Source organism: Sporocytophaga sp. (assembly GCF_017745095.1).
In the GTDB taxonomy this organism is placed as follows: Bacteria; Bacteroidota; Bacteroidia; order Cytophagales; family Cytophagaceae; genus Sporocytophaga.
Window position 1 is genome coordinate 416,659 of sequence record NZ_JAGHZZ010000003.1, and the last position, 22,169, is coordinate 438,827.

The 22,169-nt window shown below is 38.7% G+C and carries 2 protein-coding genes; both read right to left on the reverse strand.

Going from position 1 to position 22,169, the window contains the following annotated elements:
- Nucleotides 1–86: 86 nt before the first annotated feature.
- The gene (locus J7604_RS06855; protein ID WP_293893068.1) at nucleotides 87–6,632 is read right to left on the reverse strand and encodes an SDR family NAD(P)-dependent oxidoreductase; all 6,546 of its coding nucleotides are present in this window, start codon (nucleotides 6,630–6,632) and stop codon (nucleotides 87–89) included.
- A 33-nt stretch (nucleotides 6,633–6,665) separates the two neighbouring features.
- Entirely contained in the window at nucleotides 6,666–22,163 is a 15,498-nt protein-coding gene (locus J7604_RS06860) for an SDR family NAD(P)-dependent oxidoreductase (protein ID WP_293893072.1), read from the reverse strand.
- Nucleotides 22,164–22,169 lie beyond the last annotated feature (6 nt).

Below are 22,169 nucleotides of genomic sequence, written 5' to 3' on the forward strand. Positions count from 1 at the left end.
ATACGATATAAGATGGAATACTCTGTTTTGGTTTCACCAGCAATCATATGTGGTAGTTCACTGCAAAATCTGTCTACTGAAGTTTATTACATTTCAGATAGAGTAGAAACCGAAACGCTTTTCAATTCTTTTGTTAAAAATGTTGCAAGCTCTTTAATAGTTGCATAATCATATATCCTTGTAGAGGATATATCCAGGCCAAGCTTTTTGTTGATAAACTTAACCCATTCTACTCCAACTATAGAATCAAGTCCCATATCGGTAAACGATTTGTCGATATCTATTTCTGAGGGCTTCAAATAGAGTGCTTCCGCTAAACTTGCAATTAATACATGCTGAATATGCTCTTTATTATAAACTAAGCCTTGCTCATTTATCGGAGTGAGTGGTTCCAAAGAAACATTTCCCGGTGAAAGGTTCTCAACACCTTCAAGAACATATTCACTTTGAGGTTCAGCCACTAAAGGGAACAGCACTTCTGCTTGCTCAGGAGTCTGTGCATTTTCTATTTCTTTAGAAAGGAATAATGCTAATTCCTTAATGGTTGCATAATCATAGATCTTTGTAGAAGATATTTCCAAACCAAGAGTTTTATTAATAAACTTTATCCATTCTACTCCTACTATTGAATCAAGGCCAAGATCTATAAAGGATTTATGAACATCAATTTCTGAAGGCTTTAAATAAAGTGCTTCAGCCAGACTCGAAATTAATATTTCCTGAATTTGATCTTTTGTATATTCCGTATCACTTCTTTTTGAGGAAGCTAAGGGTTGCAATGTCAATTCAATTGGTGATAATTTTGAGTTACCTGAAATACTGTCTTCGAGGTTAATCGCTCCAAGAGAATTATTTAACTGTATTCCTTGTGGCTTGGAAAGGAAAGTATCAGCAATATTGTCATTTACTTGTAGAGAATCTATTAACTTTATTTCCTGAGGCTTTTCAACAATAGACTTTAATGTGATCGTATTTATTTCATCCGAGCCATTCAATTGTATTGCCTGTGGCTTACTTTTTACTCTTTCCGGAAAACTACTAACGTTTACTGGTAAAACAACTTCTTTATTGACTTTCAGGGGAGCACTTATTTTAATTTGTTGTAAAGACAATCCTTTCATCTGCACACAGACATTACCATGTTTATCGCAGAGGTCAACATCTAACTTGATGATCTGATCATTCGGATTGTTTCCTTCATTATAACGTACCCAAGCATACATCTCATTCTTACAGGCAGTTGTTATGCGCAATGCGTCCAGAGAAAATGGCAAAAGAGGGAATCTCAACTGTTGTTGCAAATCAGCAATTAAACAAATAGATACTTGCAAAACACCTTCAATTATGCTAGGATTCAAAACAAAATCTTTCTGGTTTTTTTCAACCGAAGCCGGTAAAGACAGGTGTGCAAGAAGTTGTTTATCACCTTTATAGACAGAAGATATCCCTTGATATGCAGCGCCATAATGAAGGCCTAGTGAAGAAAAGAATGTATAAAGGCCCGCAGGTTCTAATCTGGAAAATCCCCTATTCTGAACAAGGTTCATTATATCAATTCTGGCAGGAGCCTGTTCTTTGTAATAAACAGCCTCTCCCTGGCAATGAACAACCTCCTGATCATTTTCATGGCTGAGGACATCATAACTAACCTGTCCTTTTTCTTCTCCAAACAAAGCCACTGTAACTTTCTTATTCTCATTAGCAATAAAAGGTTGTCCCCAAATCAAATTACTTAGTTCCAGAACAGAAGATCGTTGATTATTAGGTGATGCTAGTTCAACTGCTTTGCGAATCATTTCCAGATATACCGCTGCTGACAGAACCTTTTGTTTAGAGCCATCGTCAGTATTCATTTGATGGTCTGCTATGAAAAATTCTTCACCTGTAAAAGCGGAACTGAAGCTCACTTGGCTCAAATCAGAAGTGTTTGTATGAACCAAAGGATGAAGTATTGATGGCTTATTTACCGTTAAAGAATTTTTTCCATTATTCAATAAATCAACCCAATATCTTTCTCTCGCAAAAGGGTATACAGGAAGGCTAATAAACTTTGGCTTTACTTCATTATAAAGTTTATTCCAATCCAGGTCCAAACCATTCACCCATAAGTCAAGTAATTTAGCTAGCTTCTTATGTGCAACCCATTTATCTATTGTTTCCTGGAAGTCAGGATCCTCACTTAATAAGGCGATAGGTCCTTTTTTGTGATTAGCTTGTCCATGATAGAAGCCATCAATTTCAGGAACACCATTTACGCAAGCTGTTAGCTTTTCAGCTAGTTCTTCAATCGAGTGAACAATAAAACCTACCCTTTCAACCATCGCTTCTCTTCCAATCTGTAGCGTATATGCCAGAGCAACAAGGTCAATCTGATTTGCTGAATTTGTTTTCGAAAGTGAGGAGTTAACAAACTTTAACAGATCCTTGATCTTTTGTTTTAACTGTTCTTCCGTTCTAGCTGAAAGAAGAATGAGGGCTTCTGCCATTTGCTGATGTTGTTTTTCAGCAGGCGACACATATTCTTCAATGATGAGGTGGGCATTCGATCCTCCTGCACCAAAGGATGACAAACCTGCAATTCTTGGTTGCAGCTTACCATCTATCACAGGTTGCTCCCAGGTTTTTAATTTCTGATTAACTATAAAAGGTGTTTTTGTAAAATCTATATATGGATTCAGGACTTTGGAATGCAATGAAGGAACTATTTGTTTATGCTTCATTTGTAATAAGACTTTAGTAAGCCCTGCAATTCCTGCAGCGGATTCACAATGACCTATATTGGACTTGGCCGATCCTATCAAACAAAAACCTGTATCATCTGTCTGCTTTTGAAAAGCCTGACTTAATGCAGCAATCTCAATAGGGTCACCCAACTTGGTTCCCGTACCATGAGCTTCGATATAACTGATCTGACGGGCATTTACATTTGCGTCTGTAAGTGCCCTGCTAATCATGCTGGCCTGAGCCTGCGGATTTGGAACGCTATAACCATTGGTCTTCCCTCCATGATTGAGCGTGCTGCCTTTGATAACTCCGTAAATATGATTACCATCCTTAATCGCTTCAGATAGACGCTTTAAAACAACTACACCCACGCCTTCCCCGGGAATATATCCATCTCCGCCTTCGCCAAAGCTTTGACAGTGACCATCACTGGATATGAATTGTCCGGCACTTATCACCAGATATTTGTTAGGATGTATACTAACATTGACTCCACCTGCAATTGCTAAATTGGTTCGTCCCTGATTCAAATCCTGACATGCAAGATGGATTGCTGTTAAAGAAGACGAGCACATTGTATCCACCGTCATACTTGGTCCATGCAGGTTCAGAATATATGATACCCGATTGGCAATACTCGCATAGCTGGTGCCGATCCCCATACGATTACCCAATGCGCTCGCTTGTGCACCAAACAATTGGTATTCACCATACATTACGCCAACATAAACCCCTACTTGCCCTGGCAAATCCTGTTCTTCAGCAATTTGCAAACTTGCACGGGTATAACCGGCATCTTCCATTGCCATCCATGAATGCTGTAAAAACAGGCGCTCCTGAGGATCTATTAATGCAGCTTCACGAGGAGAAATATTAAAAAAGCGAGGATCAAATTCATCAACTCCTTCAATGAAACCGCCCCATTTACTATAATGATGTCCACCTTTTGATCTGTCTTCAGTATAATAATCTTTCCAGTCCCAACGCTCTTTTGGCACTTCAATGATGCAATCTTTACCATTACTCAGATTTTGCCAATATTCTTCAATATTAAATGCTTCTGGGTAACGGCCACTTAAACCAACAATAGCAATTGGCTCTGTCTTCTTTGAATGCTTAGATTTTGTTGGAGGATTAACACCACGCTGCCTGCTAATACGTCTGTCCGAATTAACTTTAGCTTTAACCAGAGGCTTTGGTTCAAGTACAGGACTAGCATTTCTTTCTACAGCTACATTATCAGTCTTAAAGATTTGATTCAATACATCTGGATGGGATTTGATAAAGTATTCAGCTAACTCGCGAATAGTCTGATATTCGAAAAACAAAGTTTTAGATAATGTTCCAAAAGTTTTTTCCAACTGATTGGTCAGGTTCATCGCTAAAATTGAATCGATACCATATTTCTCTAATGGAGCCTGTGTATCAATTTTATGCGCTTGCAGCTTTAACAAACCTGAAAATTGCTTTTTCAGATATTCTTCTGTTTGCTCGTTTAGAGGTTTTATATCCTTACTAGCTACTATAACTTGCTTCACCGGACGCGCAATTGAAGATGACTCCACCTCTGGCTGATGAATTTTATCTGCAATTAAATTCTTACGTAATTGATTAAGATCTCCCTGTGCTACAAGTATTTGATTGTATTGTAAAGTAAGGCTTTGATAAAATACTCGCATTCCTGCTTCAGTAGGCATGGGATACATTCCTCTTTGCTGCATCCATTTCTGGCTTTCCTGATCAGCTCCCATTCCACCCTCCTGCCATAAGGCCCAATTAAAGGAGATTGTCTTACCAAATCTTTTATTCTGAGAGGACAACTCATTGCGATACATTGCAAATTGATCCATAAATCCATTCGCAACTGCATAATCGGATTGGCCACTATTTCCGGTAACGGAGGCGCCTGAAGAAAACAGTACCATGAAATCCAGATCGATGTCCTTTGCTGCAACATCTAAATTGTATGTACCGATTACTTTTGGACTGAGAACATCATTAAACTCTTTAGCTGTTTTCTTTATAATAAAACTATCAGAAATCATCCCGGCACTGTGAATAATGCCATTCAGCTGATTGTAATTCTTTTTGATAGAAGAAATAAGTCGATGTACCTGATCAAGATCAGCGATATCAAGCTGTTTGTATACGACTTGGCCTTTCTCACATGGTAACTTACTCAATAGAGCTTGTTTCTCTGTGTTTAACTCTGAACGTCCTGTTAATATAACTCTGGCATTCTTTGACTGTCTGAGAATTTCTTTCGTAAATAAAATTCCCAATCCTCCTAACCCTCCAGTGATGAGGTAAACGCCCTGATCTTTGAAACCAATTGATGGATAATTCTCAGTTTCTTGTATTTCCTTTAATCTTAAAACATGACGCGAACCCGGAGTATACTTAATTATACTGTCTTGCGGTCTTGCCACATTTTCCTGCAATTGTTTTACTAAATCTTCTTCAGTAAATTTTGAATCAGAAAGAACTATCTGACCGAAAAACTTTGGATTCTCCTGAGCTGCCGATTTAAGTAATCCAGACAGACCCATGAAAACTCCTCCATTAATGCTCTCTTCCCTGACTCCAATGACAATTTGAACCATCACCTTATCAAAGGTCTTCTCCTTAAGAACCTTTTGGATCAGTTCGAAACAAGCAAGAGAAATTTCACTATAGCTTTCTGAAATACTTATCTGTGTAATATGAAATTTATGGCAGATGCCTTGCGGAGTCAAAGCTTCCACTTTCTTTTCATCAATATTATCAAGATTTATCAGAACAATGTGCTGCTTGCTAAACGTCAATTGATTTGATTTCACATGTGATCCAGGCTGCACTAAATCCCAAACCGGCACAGCAAGCATAGTTCCTATACTTTCATTTTCAGGTTCTTTCTCAATGATATTTGATTCTATATTGATTACTCGTGAAGAAAAACCACGCAACTGAACACATACATTTCCATCCTGATCACACAGGTCAATATCCATTTTAGTAATTTTATCATCTTGCTTACCACCTTGTGAATAGCGAACCCAGGCAAACATCTCTTTTGTGCATGGTGAGATCACACGAATTGATTCCAGCGCAAAAGGAAGTGATTGAGTACGCTCACTTGGCAGGTTGTTAAAATCTGCTATTAAACCTATCGCCGTTTGCAAGGCTCCATCTATTAAGCTTGGATGAAGCTGGTAATTTTTAAGAGTATTACTAACTGAAGCAGGTAAACTTAAGCCAGCAACCAATTGTCTATTGCCTTTATAGATGGCAGTTAATGATTGATGTGAAGGGCCAAACGCAAGACCTAATTTTTTATAGACTGAGTATACGTTGGACGCTTCTATTCTACCTTCCAGCATTTGCCCTTTCAACTGCTCTCTATCAAACTTAATAGATTCCGGCTTGCTGATAAATCTGGCTTGTCCCTGACAATGGATCGTTTCCTGCTGGTTTCCTTCACCATCTTTTTCTACGCTATAGATCTCAAAATCCACTTCACCTTCATTGATCTCTTCATCACTTGCGAACAAGGCTATAGTAACTTGCTTTTGATGATTGACGACAAGAGGTTGTAACCAAACCACACTATGCAATTCAAGGATAGAGTCTTGTTCTGCTGGCATAGCCTTTTCAACTGCCGCTCTTATCATTTCCAGATAGGCAGCACCAGGCAGGACCTTTTGTCCGTTTACCACATGATCTTTCAGGAAAGATTCTTCTTCTGTAAAAACTGAAGTATAGCTTTGCTGAGTCAGATCAGAAGTATTATCGTGCAATAAAGGATGAATATGTGCCTTTATTGAAGTTGATGAATGAAGAGAATATTGTTTAATAAGAGCTAGGGCGTTTGCCTTTGACAATCGCTTGCTCTTTAATTCCGAAACCACATATTCTATAAAATTAGCCATCCTCTTTCTCTTTTTATGGTTGTTCCTAATGAATTAAGCTAGACTAGTTAATAATTTAATAGCCTGTTCAGTATCTATTGAGTCATTATCAATTCTATTGATGATATCCTCTATGGACTCTAAATTTGCATTTGTCATCAATTTATTGTCTGTTGCCCGATTCAGATCCAGGCTGTCGATCCAGTATCTTTCCTTAGAGAAAGGATATCCAGGCAAACTGATACGTTTTGGTTTCACATCGCTGTATAATTTATCCCACTCCAATTCCAGTCCTTTGACCCATAGATCCAAAAGCTTGGAAAGCTTGTTTCTGCTGATCCATTTGTCAACAGCTTCTTTCATATCATCATCCTGGCTGATGATACTTATAGCTTCGCTCTTTCTCTTTACTATCCCAGTTAACATATTTTCAACATGTTGCTCTCCATGAATATAAGCTTCAAGCTTTTCAGCTAACTGACTTAAAGAATTGACTATAAATCCAAGTCTATGCTCCATTGCTTCCCTTGCAATCTGCAGGGTATATGCTACTGAGACAAGGTCAATTTTAGGAATTGAATTGGTAGCCTGCTCTAATGACTGATTTTTAACTAAATCAGATGTGCGGATAAAATTCAACAGATCTTGGGCCTTTTGCTTCAGTTGTTCCTCATTTCTGGCAGATAGCGGGATAATCACATTTATCTTTTGGTCACTAACATCTGAAGTTAAACCTTCTGTCGGTGGTATGTATTCCTGAACAATGAGATGTGCATTAGCTCCACCGGCGCCAAAAGAAGATATACCTGCAATTCTTGGTTTTTCCTTCCCATCAATTACTGGTCTGTCCCAGTCGCTCAGTTTTCGATTTACGTCAAATGGTGTTTTCTGGAAGTCAATATGTGGATTCAACTTCTCTGCATGCAAGGATGGAACAATCTGCTGATACTTCATTTGCAGCAGAACTTTTGTGAATCCTGATATTCCAGCTGCTGCCTCCAGATGACCTATATTGGATTTGACAGAGCCTATCTTACAATAACCTGTATCCTGTGTATCCTTGGAGAACGCCTGTTTTAACCCTGTTATCTCTATTGGATCACCAAGTTCTGTACCGGTTCCGTGTGCTTCAATGTAACTGATGTCGCGTGCATTAATTCCCGCTTTATCTATTGCACGACGAATTAATTCAGCCTGAGCAGTAGGATTCGGAACGGTGTAACCATTTGTTTTTCCTCCATGGTTTACATTTGTTGCCAGAATTACTCCTTGAATATTATCATTATCTCTGATTGCATCTGCCAAAGGTCTTAATAAAACAACTCCAACCCCCTCTCCAGGAACAAAGCCATTTCCTCCTTCACCAAAGCTTTTACAAAGACCATCTTTAGAGAACATATGCTGTGCAGACATATCAACATAACTTGAAGGATGTACATAAACATTGACTCCACCAACAAATGCAAGGTCACAATCTCCACGATGTATATGTTCACAAGCTTCATGAATAGCAGTCAGAGACGAAGAACACATAGTATCAATTGGCATACTCGGACCGTTGATATCCAGGAAGTAAGACAAGCGATTAGCTACTGATCCAAAAGATGTGTGAGGATAAAATTTCTCCTCTCTGATGGCTTGGGTTGATCCGTAGAGGTTATATCCAGGTCTTGTCACACCTGCAAATACACCAACTTTACGATTGAATTTATTCTGTAATGCACCGCGAGTATAACCCGAATTTTCAAGCGCATGCCAGGCCGCTTGTAAAAACAGCCTTTCCTGAGGGTCCATGTTCAATGCATCCCTAGGTGAGATACCAAAGAACAAAGCATCAAATTCTGAAAACTCATTTATAAAACCACCCCACTTAGAATAGCTCTTCCCTTGTTCTATAGCAAGCTTTTCATCCTGCTCAAAGAACTCATCCAGAGACCAGCGTTCATTCGGAATTTCGCTTATACTATTTTTACCTGATTTGAGGTTTTCCCAATATTTCTCTAAGTTAGGAGCCTCAGGATATAGACCGCTGATTCCTATAACTGCGATTGGCCCTTTATCTTGCACCAGGCTCGAAACGGTTTGCACAGCATTTCGCGACAGAAGACGTCCTGATCTGCCAAATGCCGATCCGCTATTAATCTTAGAAGGTTGAATGGTGGATTGAACGGATGGCTGAACATTAGTTGATCTTTCCTCGATTGGCTGAACATCCAATTCAAACTGCGTCTGCAAGGTTGGCTTCTGAGTTTCTATCAGATGTTTTGCCAATGCATTGATCGTTTGATATTCAAATAGTAGTGTGCTACTTATATCACTAAAGTTTTTCTTTAACTGCTCATTAACCAGACCAATTATAATAGAATCAATACCATAGCTTTCAAGTGGTTCAGAAGCATCAATTTGATTGCTACTTATTTTTAAAACTGATCCAATCAATTGTTTTAAATAAACAACAGTTTTTTCCAACAACAGATCGTCATTCAATTTTACAGTATTAATTACAGGTTTAATTTCTGTCTTAGCAGGAGTTGGTGCTTTGGGAACATTCACCTCTTTCTTCATTACAACTTTATTAAAGCCAGCTTTCTGTTTCTGTCTTACCACTCCATTGCTCACTCCAAGAATGATCTGTTGCCCTAACCTGTTTACTTCTTTTGATGGAAAAGCGACCAAATCAAATCCTTCCTCTTCAAGAACTTCTTTCCATGATTCAGCATATAAACCGGGAGCACCAGGAATACGGATTGCATCATCCTCATTCAACCACCAGCCTTCCAGCAGACCGAAAGTTAAATGACTATACAGAGACCTTTCAATAAGTTCATTCAATAGGAGGATACCATTATTGCGAAGGACCGCTTTGGTATTTCTTAACGTATTTCGAATATTTTTAGTAGCATGTAATACGTTGGCAGCAATTACAAAATCATATTCATCCAAACTAATATTCTGACCTTCGATCGGCTCTTCAACATTAAATATTGCTGTGCGCAGATAAGGTGCCTGAGGAGCATAATTATTTTCTGCATGGAATAAAAAGGCCTTAGAAAGATCAGTGTAGCAGTATTCAGCAATTTGACTCTGATATGGACGAAGTTTTTCAAGGATCCCAACTGTAGTAGCACCTGTACCTGCGCCAATTTCAAGAATCCTGATCTTCGCATTAGGATCATCAATTAAGCGAGCCTGAAGTGATGCAATGAAAGCATTTGCCAGACACTCATTATATGCTTTTGAAACTTTATCATTTTTATAAACATTTTCAACCATCTCCAGGGATGATTTCGGGAACATAATATCAGTTGCTTTTGTCTTGCCAGTTAATATTTCTGGCAAAGCATGCACACATTTTTCAACCAGAATATATAAAGCTTTTTTACTTTCGTCCTGATTCCATAGGTTTTTAGCCTTTTCCCATCTATTCCACAAATCTCTAATGTAAGTTGTATAATCCAGCTCCACGTTCCTTTGACCAGCATTCACATATCCCTTTACCGTAAGAATATTTTTAGCTGCATCCAACCACCTATGATAAAATGGAATAATACCCGGCGTGCTGCTGATGATGCTATTCAGGAATTCAGAAAGCAGCAGCTCCATCTCTTCGTCACCCCTTACTTTTACTTCCTTAAATAGAGCAGGTGGTTCAATCGCCTCTGTCCTTATGAGAGCATTATGAAGATTATCATCAGGCATCGTATTTTCATAAGATGAGATCCATTCATCTCCAGCGACTATTTCTGATCTTCTGGATTGGATAATTTTGGCTATAGATATCTGATTGAAACTACCTGAAAGAAGCTGATCCAAAGATTTCATTCCTTCATTGGGCTCTATTGGTCTCTGACCACTTTCAAAGAACCTGTTCTTGAAAGAATCGGAAACAGTATCTCCTGCACCAATAGACCAGTAACCCCAGTTTATAACCTTAACTGCCGCAGGCCATATCTTGCCAAGCTGAAGAGCGAATGTGTCCTTAAAAGTGCATCCAGCAGAATATCCACTTGTTCCTCCTGCTCTCTTGAATGCGGCATTTGAAGAGAAAAACAGAACAAAATCCAATGGTTCATTTTGGAAGACCTGCGCTATTCTTACAGTGAGATCGACCTTAACCGATAGTATATTCTGAAAAACTTCTTCTGTTACTTTTTTCAGACTATCATCATAAGCACCAACTGCAGTGTGAACAACTCCGTTTATATTATGATACTTCTCTTTGATTGTTTTATATGCCTGCTGTAGTTCATTTAAATTGCTGGCATTGGCTTGAATGTAGTCAGGCCTTTTCCCACATGTAGATAATCTATCCAGCTTTTCCTGAATTTCATTATTCATTTCTCTTCTGCCAATCCAGACAACCTGAGCTTGACATTTTTCAATAACATGTTGCGACCAAACTTCACCCAAGCCTCCGCTACCTCCAATTACCACATAAACTCCATTGGAACGGTAAATAAGCTTCTCTTGTGGAAGGTCTTTGATCAGCATTAGTTTTTGAAAGAACCACTCTTTGTTTCTGTAAGCATAAGATGCGCCTTGAGTATCCTGTGGCAAAGTCGACATCTCTGAAAGAGGATTTTCAGCAAATTCCTGCAAATCAAACAGACGTATTTTCCAACGAGGGAATTCTTTAGCCAAACTTCCTGAGAATCCTTGAAGACCAGCGTGTGTAGGATTCACAACATCGTTTTGCTTCACAAGCTGACTGTTAAATACGATAAGATCCCACTCCAGATTCTTTTCCTGATAGCCTAAAGTCATTAAAGATTTAACAATTTTAAAGACCTGAAGAACACCAAGGTTTTGATCTTCAATGATGGATTCCTCCGTGAGAGTTAGAACAGGGTTGTTTGAACCGATCCATACAATTCTATTAAATGCTTGACCTTTTATTTTTTCTGTAATGACATCTATAGAATCTTTCGAGGCAATTTCTATGTTGACTATTTTTGATTTACTATATATCTTTTCAATCAGGGTCATCTGACCAATATCTGCACCAATCAGGAGAATGATTCCGTTTTGATTTGCAGTAGTAATTTCCGCAAAATTGGTAACAAGTTCCCATTTAGGAGTCATCATAACTACCTCTGGTGCGTCTTCAGTCATTGCGGCTGAGGATTTTCCTGAACTCCTTGAATAATCATATGTGTCATTTCTCAGTGCCAACCCACGCATTAATACAGCACAATTACCTTGTAAGTCCATAAGGTCAATATCCAACATACCATCCTGCGCGAATCTTATCCATGCATACATTTCGCTCGCAGTGGCTGCTGATATGGAAAATAAAGTTCCACTTGGCTGAGTCATACCGATAAAATTAGAATCTCCAGTTAGAATCATGCAAGCCTGAACTACACTTTCCATTAAACTTGGATGTAAAAAATATTGATTATTTTCAGCAGTGTCTTGTAGCTTAAGCTTAACCAACAACTGATCAACTCCTTGGTATACTTCGGTTAGACCTTTAAAAGTACCACCATACTTAATACCTGTATTAGTAAAGGTTTGATACAGAGCATCAATTTCCAACTTACCCTGTCCTACTTGTCTTTTTAGTTCTTCTATATCAATCTTGCGCGAAGATGATTTATTGGTAATGACTGCCACTCCCTCACAATGAATCTTTCTCTCTCCCTCTTCAGTACTATAAATCTCATATTCAATTTCCCCATTATCACTAGCAAACAGGGCAATTGAGACTTCCGTATTTCCTGCTACAAATATTGGTTCATGCCAAACAATGTTATGTAACTCAATATCTCCAGATTCGATTTGACTTGTAGTAGCCAGCGTTATTGCTTCACGCACCATCTCTACATAAGCCATTACCGGCAGAACATGTTCTCCTTTGACTTGATGATCTTTAAGGAAGAATTCTTCACCATTGAATGTAGAACTGTAACACTGCTGACTAAGATCTGAGGTGTTTCTATGCAATAAGGGGTGAAGGACAGTAATATTATTAACCTTTTCTATTACCTGTGTGGAATCTATTTCCTCAATCCAATATCTTTCTTTCGCAAAAGGGTAAGCGGGCAGGTTAATACGCTTTGGTTTAGCTTCCCCATATAGTTTTTGCCAATCTATATCAAGACCTTTGACCCATAAATCCAAAAGTTTAGATAACTTCTTCTGATTTATCCATTGCTCAACAATAGTCCTTTTCATATCATCATCACGGCTGATGATGCTAAGGCCTTCCTTATTTCGTTTTACCTGACCTTGATAGACTTCTTCAATATCCTCCTTACCATCTAAGTAAGCTTGAAGTTTTTCAGCCAGTTGTCCTATTGAACTTACCATCAAGCCTAGACGCTCACCCATCTCCTCTCTACCTGTCTGTAAAGTGTATGCCATTTCAAGGAGATCAATAGCAGCCTCTTTTTTTATAAACTCTAAAAGTTCAATGGCCTTTTGTTTAAGCTGTTCAGCAGTTCTGGCTGATAGAGGAATAATAATTTTTCCATTTTCAGTGATAGCAGAAACCGGTGTTTCAAACGTATTTTGCGAAACGTATTCAGATATAACAATATGAGCATTGGTACCACTAAAACCAAATGCGCTGATTGCTGCCTGACGTCTTTCTGAATCCGAAACCTCCCAATTCTGCAATTGGTCGTTTATATAGAAAGGCGTACCTTCCAACCCAATATGTTCATTTAATTTATTATAATTTATTGTTGGAGGCAGTTGTCTATTCTTTATTGACAAAAGTACTTTTATAAAACTTGCTACCCCTGCTGCCGTTAAACAGTGACCAATATTGCTCTTCACCGAACCAATGGCACAATATTCTTTTTTAGTCGTATATTTTTTAAAAGCTGCCTTTAGCGCATCAACTTCTATAGGATCTCCTAATTTTGTCCCAGTCCCATGCGCCTCAATAAGCTGAATCTTTGAAGGGTCTATCTGAAACTTATCATAAACATCCTGCTCCAGACGAGTTTGCGACTCCGAATTGGGCGCAGTAATACCATTTGTTTTACCATCCTGATTTACTCCCCAACCTTGTATAACACCAAGAATTGTATCCTGGTCTCTTTCTGCATCCGTCAGTCTTTTTAACATGACAACACCAACGCCTTCACCAGGAACAAATCCATTTGCTCTTTGATCGAAAGAAAAACATTTACCGTCTGTAGAAAGCATCCCTGTCTGAGAACACATAATATGCATTGCCGGTGTAGCCATTACGACAACGCCTCCTGCGAGAGCGAGATCACTGTTCCCCGAATTCAGACTATCGCAAGCAGAGGCAATAGCAACCAAAGAAGAAGAGCAAGCTGTATCTATTGACAGGCAAGGACCCTGAAGATTCAGGAAGTAAGAGATACGGGCACCAAGAATGGAAGTAGCTCCACCTGTGAAGCCTTGAGCACTCAATTGTTGCTTCTTTGATAATTGAAGATAATCACCATTGGCACACCCCACAAAGACTCCGCATTTTGCTCCTGACAGGCTTTTAGGATTATATCCGGCATTTTCTATAGCATGCCAGCACTCCTGCAGAAACAAACGTTGCTGCGGATCCATGCTTTCTGTTTCAGTTGGAGATATGTTAAAGAATAAAGGATCAAACAAATCATATTCATCCAGAAGCCCCATCCACTTAGAGTTGGTCTTTCCTGGCAAAGCATTTCCTTCCTGATAATATTTGTCAACATCCCATCTTTTTTGAGGTACCTCACTTATACAATTTTTACCATTTGCTAAGTTTTGCCAAAACTCTTCCACATTCCTCGCCTGAGGAAACTGTCCCGACATACCAATTACAGCAATAGGCTGTGATAGATTGCCAGAATTTACAGAAGAAGTCTGACGTGATGCTGAGCGATTGCGCCAGGAAGCAAGCTTCTTACCAGAAGATGGAAGAACTGGTTTATACTGAGGTTTTGGAATTGTATTTAAAGGAATACTTAATTCCGATTTCTTTGTTAATGTTCCAAGCTTCTCTGCTTCTTCCTTTACAAAAGCACTAAGTTGACTAAGTGTTGGATAGCTATATATTTTAGTTGCTTCAATTTCAGTTTGATACTTCTCATTGATCTTGCGAATCCAGGTCACACCTGTAATAGAGTCCAGTCCAAGATCAATAAACTGAGTATTTTCATCAATTTCATTTTCATGAAGGTGTAATTCCTGAGCAAGAAGTTTTCTTAAGCTGGCTATAACCAAAGGAAGATTATCAGAACTATGAGTGATTTCCTCAATTAAGATATTGCCTTGTGGGTCAATGTTAGAAAGTGAAATACCAGATGAAATCACTTCTGAACCTGAAGATATAGAACCTGCATTTTCAGCTTCCTCTTTCACATACTGACTTAGTTTTGTCAGTGTAGGATAGCTATAAATTTTTGTAGCCTCAATTGAAGTATTATATTTTTCATTGATCTTTCTTATCCATGTCACTCCTGTAATAGAGTCTAAGCCAAGATCAACAAACTGCATATTCTCATCAATCTCATGCTCCTGCAAATGTAACTCCTGAGCAAGAAGCTGTCTTAAGCTGGTCGTAACATATGTCAGATTATCTTTACCCAGAGATGGAACAGCAACTGCTGAATGTACCTTATCCCGAATTGAAGTTGGCAATGCCAATTGAGATACTTCTGTTTTAGAATCGTTGCCTTGATAAAAATTATCATTTATCTGCTTTAAAGTATCGAACTGACCAACAAAGGTTTTTTCATGCATTGCCAACTCTCGCTTGTAAGTCTCCTCAAGCGGCGCATACAGGTGCTGAGTTTGTTGATGTTTGAAAGCCACTAAGCTGCTTCTGGAACGATTTGCTATTTGTCTGGCTAAATCCAATGCAGCAGAAGAGACTTGCTCTTTTGGTAAAACAGACATGAAAAGGCCTCTCTCCTTCAACTCTTTTCCAGCATATTCCTGAGCAGTCATTAAGGTTTCTCTTGAGAGATCATGACCGATTTTTTCCGGGAATATAAAAGTAGCACCGGCTCCAGGTGTAAACCCGTAATTCATGTAAGGACTGAAATACCTACTCTCTTCACTAAACAGCACAAAATCAGCAAACATACCCAAGGCCCAACCAGCACCAATGCCGTGGCCTTGCATTGCTGCAATTACAGGTATCTTGCAAGCCACTGCTATTTGATAAATTCTATTATCCGTGAATTTGGTTTTCCCTTCCTGAATCGCTAATAAAGTCTCCTTGGTACCACCGGAAGCAAAATAATTATCATATCCGGTGAGCACTATAACCTTATATGTTGAAGTAGCTTCAATATGCGCAAACACTTCATTCATGCCTTCAATGAAAGACTCAGAAAACATATTCTTAGCTTCTCTATCTTCCATTTTCACTACCAGAATGCCTTCAGGATGAGCTGTTGCGGAAATGACTTTTGATTTAAGTGCTATTGAAGTTGGCTCAATTGATAAAGCTTCAGACGTTTCGTCTTTAGAAACAGACCATGTTGGTAAGCTTTTAATTTTCTCCCGAACACTTAATGCCCTTTCCTTTTTCCAAGACAATAAGGTATTCAATGGTAAAGCAGCCCAATGTTCAGCGATTCGCAAAGCATCCGTAAGAATATTTCCATTTTCCGAAATATGTGTCGTCCCGGAAAGCTGCTTTAATTCTAGCCCTGAATATTCCTTTCCGGTTAGAAGTATTTGTTTCCAGGAATAACTTTCGAATTGTTCTGAGAAGAGCACTCCTGCTTGCCTGGCAATATCACTATTTTGCCAGATATTACTTGCTGAATAAATAGCATTTTTATTATATACACATGCATCACAAAACAAACTTAGCAACCACGCTACACCATTTGTATTTGAATGTAAAACAGCAATGACCGGAATCTGACTTTCCAAAACAAGATTCTCAAAATCCAGTACATCATTGACCGCCAATTCTTCCGCTGTGCCTAGCAGAAAATCAGAATGCTCGCTTACCAGAACAATGGATTTGTATTGAGAATTTTTTACCTGGCTGAAAATTTTTCTCAAATCTGCTACCAATGCCTTTAAGCCATATTCTTTTCCACCAACACACATTTTAATGATCAAAACATTGTCCTTGTGGCTTTCGAGTTCAATATATTTAGCGGGAGAAATAATATTTGAATTAGCCATATCTAACTGGCTCTCATCAGCTAAAGGATCAACCATCGCCAGAACCTCAGCCTTTACAAGGACAGAATTTGATAAGTGTTGCTTCAATAGTCGCAGAGATGCTTCTGATTTCTTTGCCAAACTTGCCGCTAATTTTTGTGCATTAGCCTCAACTTGTCCTGGTGAAAGGATTGCACATGTCCAACCTTTATCTATAAGCTGACTTCCGGTAGAAGCAATTGAGAGGTACAAGAAGTCCTTTGCTCTGGCCTTACCGAAACGTTCTTCAAAAAACTGACATTCTGAAACGGTTGGATAAATTTGATCTTGTGTACTTGTATAATAATAGTTACTGTCCCTGCTACAAATCATGAAGTCGCATAGAGCCCCAACCAGGAAACCCACTCCTGTCGCTTCGCCCTGCATTTCTGCGATAACTGGATACGGGAAAGAAGTTATTACCTGGAATAGCTTCTGCTCAATTGCATAATTGTATTCTGCTCTACCGCCTCTCAAGAAACTATGCTCTGTTCCTTTTAGAATTAAAACCTTAACCATAGGTTCTTTTTGTACAGCAGTAAGTGCTTGGATTAATTCATTTGTTAAATCCTGTGAAAGTGTATTGTTGTTTGCTCCTGCTATTTGAATGGAGAAGATTCCATTTCCTAAGTCAAATAAGCTAACCGAAGATGAAGCATTCTGACTAGCAATGCTTTCAAAGGAACCAAACACTGTATTTGAAAGTGAAACTGAAGCTTTAGTTATTGACCCTGATTCCCTCTTTTCTAAAGAAAGCTCATCTAAAGAAACAATCGAAATTTCTGATGGCTTTCTTAGATCTATATCTGGAAAGGTTTGTGCCAATGTCTCACCAATGAAAATCTTTCTTGGTTCTGAGACCTTATGATCTATTGAAACTTGTTTAGGTTCATTTGCTTTGGTATAGGAAACAGTTTGACTGACTACTGGAGCCTTTGTATTAGAAGTTTCCACCTGATAGGAAATTCCGTGTATCAGCACACACACATTTCCTTGCTGATCGCACAAATCAATATTCAGTTTTGCAGCTGCATTCTCAGCCTGATTTCCTTTCGAATAGCGAACCCAAGCAATCATCTCTTTTGTACAAGCGGCTACTACGGATATTGCTTCCACAGAAAAAGGAATTGCAGACTGACCACCATCTATTAATCCACCTGCCAACTGCAAAGCAGTATGCATCTGGCTCGGATGCAGCACATATTCGTTGTTGCTATTCTCCAAGTTGACAGGCAATTTGATCTCAGACAACAACTGATTCACTCCCTGCCCGACTTGATATTTAAGTTGACCTACATCAAGCTTTTGCTGCATTGACTTTGGAATAAAGACAGCTTGCCCCTGGCAATGAACTGCTGCCTCATCTTTATCTAAACTATAAATTTCAAAATCTATTCGATTATTCTCTTTTGCAAAAAGAGCAATGGAAATTTGTTTGTTCTTTTCATATATAAAAGTTTCTCCCCAAACAACATTCCTCAACTCCAAGATATTTAACTCTCGTTGTGCTGGTAAAGATTTCTCTACTGCAATTCTTGCCATTTCTAGATATGCTGCTGGCGAAAGAATCTTTTGCAATGTCCCATCATTCAACTCAAACTCTTGAAGGAAAAATTCTTTACCATTAAATGTTGAGCTATAGCTCTGCTCAATAAGGTTTGAAGTATTTATATGCAGCAATGGATGAAGGACAGCCGCTTTAGATATATACGACACAGATTGGCTACCAACTTTAGTATCCACCCAATACTTCTCTTTTGCAAATGGATAGGTAGGTAAACTAATGCGATTAGGTTTGTTGCCATCATACAGCTTGTTCCAGTCCAATTCAAGACCCTTAACCCATAAATCCAGAAGTTTAGAAAGCTTTTTCTCGGATATCCATTTACCAACAGTTTGCTGGAGATCAGTATCTGTGCTGAATAAAGACAAGGCTTCTTTATTCCGTTTAACTTGTCCCTGGTAAGTATCCTCAATATTCTGAACACCGTTGATATAAGCCTTAAGCTTATCAATCAGTTGATCAACTGAGCTTACTAAAAAGCCAAGACGTTCTTCCATAGCTTCTCTGCCCACTTGTAGAGTATAAGCCATAGCAGCCAGTTCAGGTCGCGTTGCTTGGACAAAAGATAAAAGGTCATTGGCTTTATGCTTTAGCTGCTCTTCTGTTCTGGCTGATAAAGCAATGAGAACATTTCCTATTTCGTCAGAGCCTTTAGAATAATTTGCTTCTTTAGATGAAGCATATTCCTGAATAATAATATGCGCATTTGATCCTCCAGCGCCAAAAGAAGATATTCCTGCAATTCTCGGAATCTCATCACCATCAATGACAGGTTGATTCCATGGTTTTAATGTTTGATTGACAACGAAAGGTGTCTTTTCAAAATCTATATGAGGGTTTAATTTTGCAGAATGCAAAGAAGGGACGATCTCTCTGTTTTGCATTTGCAATAAAACCTTTGCAAGGCCCGCTATGCCAGCAGCTGATTCACAATGACCGATGTTTGATTTAGCAGAACCGATTAAACAGAATCCAGTGTCTTTGGTATATTGTTGAAATGATTTGCTTAAGGCTGCAATTTCAATAGGATCACCTAATTTAGTTCCGGTTCCGTGAGCCTCAATATAACTTATATGACGAGGATTAATGTTTGATTCAGCTAGTGCCCTGCTTATAACACTTGCCTGGGCTTGAGGATTAGGGACGCTATATCCGTTTGTTTTACCACCATGGTTAAGAATACTTCCTTTAATGATACCATAGATATGATCCCCATCCCTTTCAGCTTCAGATAATCTTTTTAATATAACTGCTCCAACTCCTTCACCTGGAATATATCCGTCTCCTCCTTCACCAAAGCTTTGGCAATGACCGTCACTGGATATAAACTGACCTCCACTGAGCACCAAATATTTATTCGGATGAACAGTAACGTTTACTCCACCTGCAATTGCTAAACTTGTTCTTCCAAGCTTAAGATCCTGACAGGCCAAATGAATAGCTGTCAAAGAAGAAGAACACATGGTATCAACAGTCATGCTAGGGCCATGCAAATTCAACACATAGGAAACTCTATTGGAAATACTTGCATAGCTACCCGGAATTCCCATTCTCTTCCCCTTTGCACTGACTTCAGCTCCAAAAAGCTGATACTCTCCATACATCACGCCCACATATACTCCCACTTGTCCCGCCAAGTCCTGATCACAAGGAATCTGTAGACTTGCTCGAGTATATCCTGCGTCTTCAATTGCCATCCAGCAATGCTGTAAAAACAAACGTTCCTGCGGATCAATAGTAGCTGCCTCCTTTGGTGATATGTTGAAAAACCTTGGATCAAATTCATCAACACCGGATATAAAACCACCCCACTTACTATAGTGATGTCCGCTTTTGTTTCGATCCTCACTATAGTATTCGCGCCAATCCCAGCGATCTTGAGGTACTTCAATGATACAGTCTTTTCCATTACGAAGATTATTCCAATACTCATATAAATTTACTGATTCAGGGAAACGACCACTTAAGCCTATAATCGCAATGGGCTCCATATTCACTGACGTCGTCGGATTTGCCGATGCAGAAGCTTGTGCTTGAGAACTAAACCGTCTGCCAGATATAGCTCTTGTCTGAGTTTGTGACTTAGGGGTTGGTAAAGGAGCAATTACTTTTTTCGGGCTTGATTCAATTGTATTAAAGATGGAATTTAATTTTGGCGAATGAGCATTTATGAAATATTCAGCAAGCTCACCAATAGTTTGATACTCAAAAAAGAGTGTTTTAGATAAGGCGCCAAAAGTCTTTTCTAACTGATTTGTCAGGCTTACTGCTAATATGGAATCAATACCATATCTCTCCAGCGGAGCCGTAGGATCAATTTTATGAGATGGAACTTTCAACAACTCTGAAAGTTGTTTCTTAATTAAATCCTGAGTCTTTTCTAAAAGATTTCCGCTATTAATACTTTGTTCAACTGATGATCCTTCTATAATATTCTTTGAAGTCTCTGTCTGGATTGCCACATCATTAAACAATGAATTCCGGATTTTTGATATATCACCTTTTAGAATCAATGTCTGAGCATATTGTAATTTAAGGGACCTATAAAATGCAGTCATGCCTGTTGCACTTGGTATTGACCGCAATCCCATAGTCTGCTCTAGCATATCCTGAGTGGCTTGATCCAACACCATACCTCCTTCTTGCCATAATGGCCAGTTCACAGAAAGTGTTTTCCCTATTCTCTGTTTTGATTCTGTTAATTGATTCCGATAGGACGCAAACTGGTCCATAAATCCATTACCAGCTGCATAATCTGCCTGACCTATGTTGCCTATCGCAGATGCCATTGAAGAAAACAAAACCAGGAAATCCAAATCAACTTCCTGAGTAGCTTGATCAAGGTTGAATGTACCAAAAACTTTAGGCGTAAGTACTTCCTTAAATTCTCTTGAGCTCTTTTTTAGAATGAAGTTATCTACAATCACTCCCGCACTATGAATGATGCCATTGAGTTGCTTAAACTCATTCTTGATTATAGCAACCAATTGCTTGACCTGATCAATATCTGCAATATCTAATTGACGGTATTCAATTGTCTTTCTCTTTGCCTTCAAAGACTCAAAAGTCTTCTTTTTTTCAGAAGTCAATTTTGAGCGGCCCACTAAAATGATCTTGGCATTGCTGGTTTGCTTAATGATTTCTTTTGCAAACAGAACACCTAATCCCCCTAAACCACCCGTGATCAGATAGACACCCTGGTCTTTGAAAGAAATTGCAGATGATTCAGTTTCATTAAATTCCTCTATTTCCTTCCAACTCAAAACACTTCTAGCACCTTGATGATATTTAATTATCTTATCATTAGGTTTGCTTTGGCAAGCGACTAGCTGTTCAGCAAGTTCTTCTGTACTTGACTGAGGCCCACTAAGAATAACCTGACCCAACAATTGTGGATTTTCAAGAGTTGCTGTTTTGAGCAATCCAGATATTCCAATAAATAATTCTAGTTCAGCTGAGTTAGCAATACAAATCTGGACAAGCACCTTACCCTGAGGTTTGCTTTTTATTATTGACTGAAGTTTCTCAAAACAAGTCAATGCAAAATCACAATAACTCTCGGCTACATTTTTATCGGCTGCTGCTTTCCATGAAATAAAGCTGCTCTCAGTAGTAAGAGTTCCTAATTGCTTAACATCAACATTTCCTAACTCACACAAAAGAATATGCTTTTCAGCATATTCTGATTTATCAGAAGCAGATGTTGCTATAACCTGACTTTGTTCCCACACTTGAGCAGAAAGCAGAACACCCGCATTTTTACTATCCTGCTTTAATGCTTTAATTTTCTCTAAAGCATCCTTTTGTGTAAGCTTGCCCTTTGACAAGTCTTCATATATCTCTTTTAGTCTTTGTTTCATTATTCC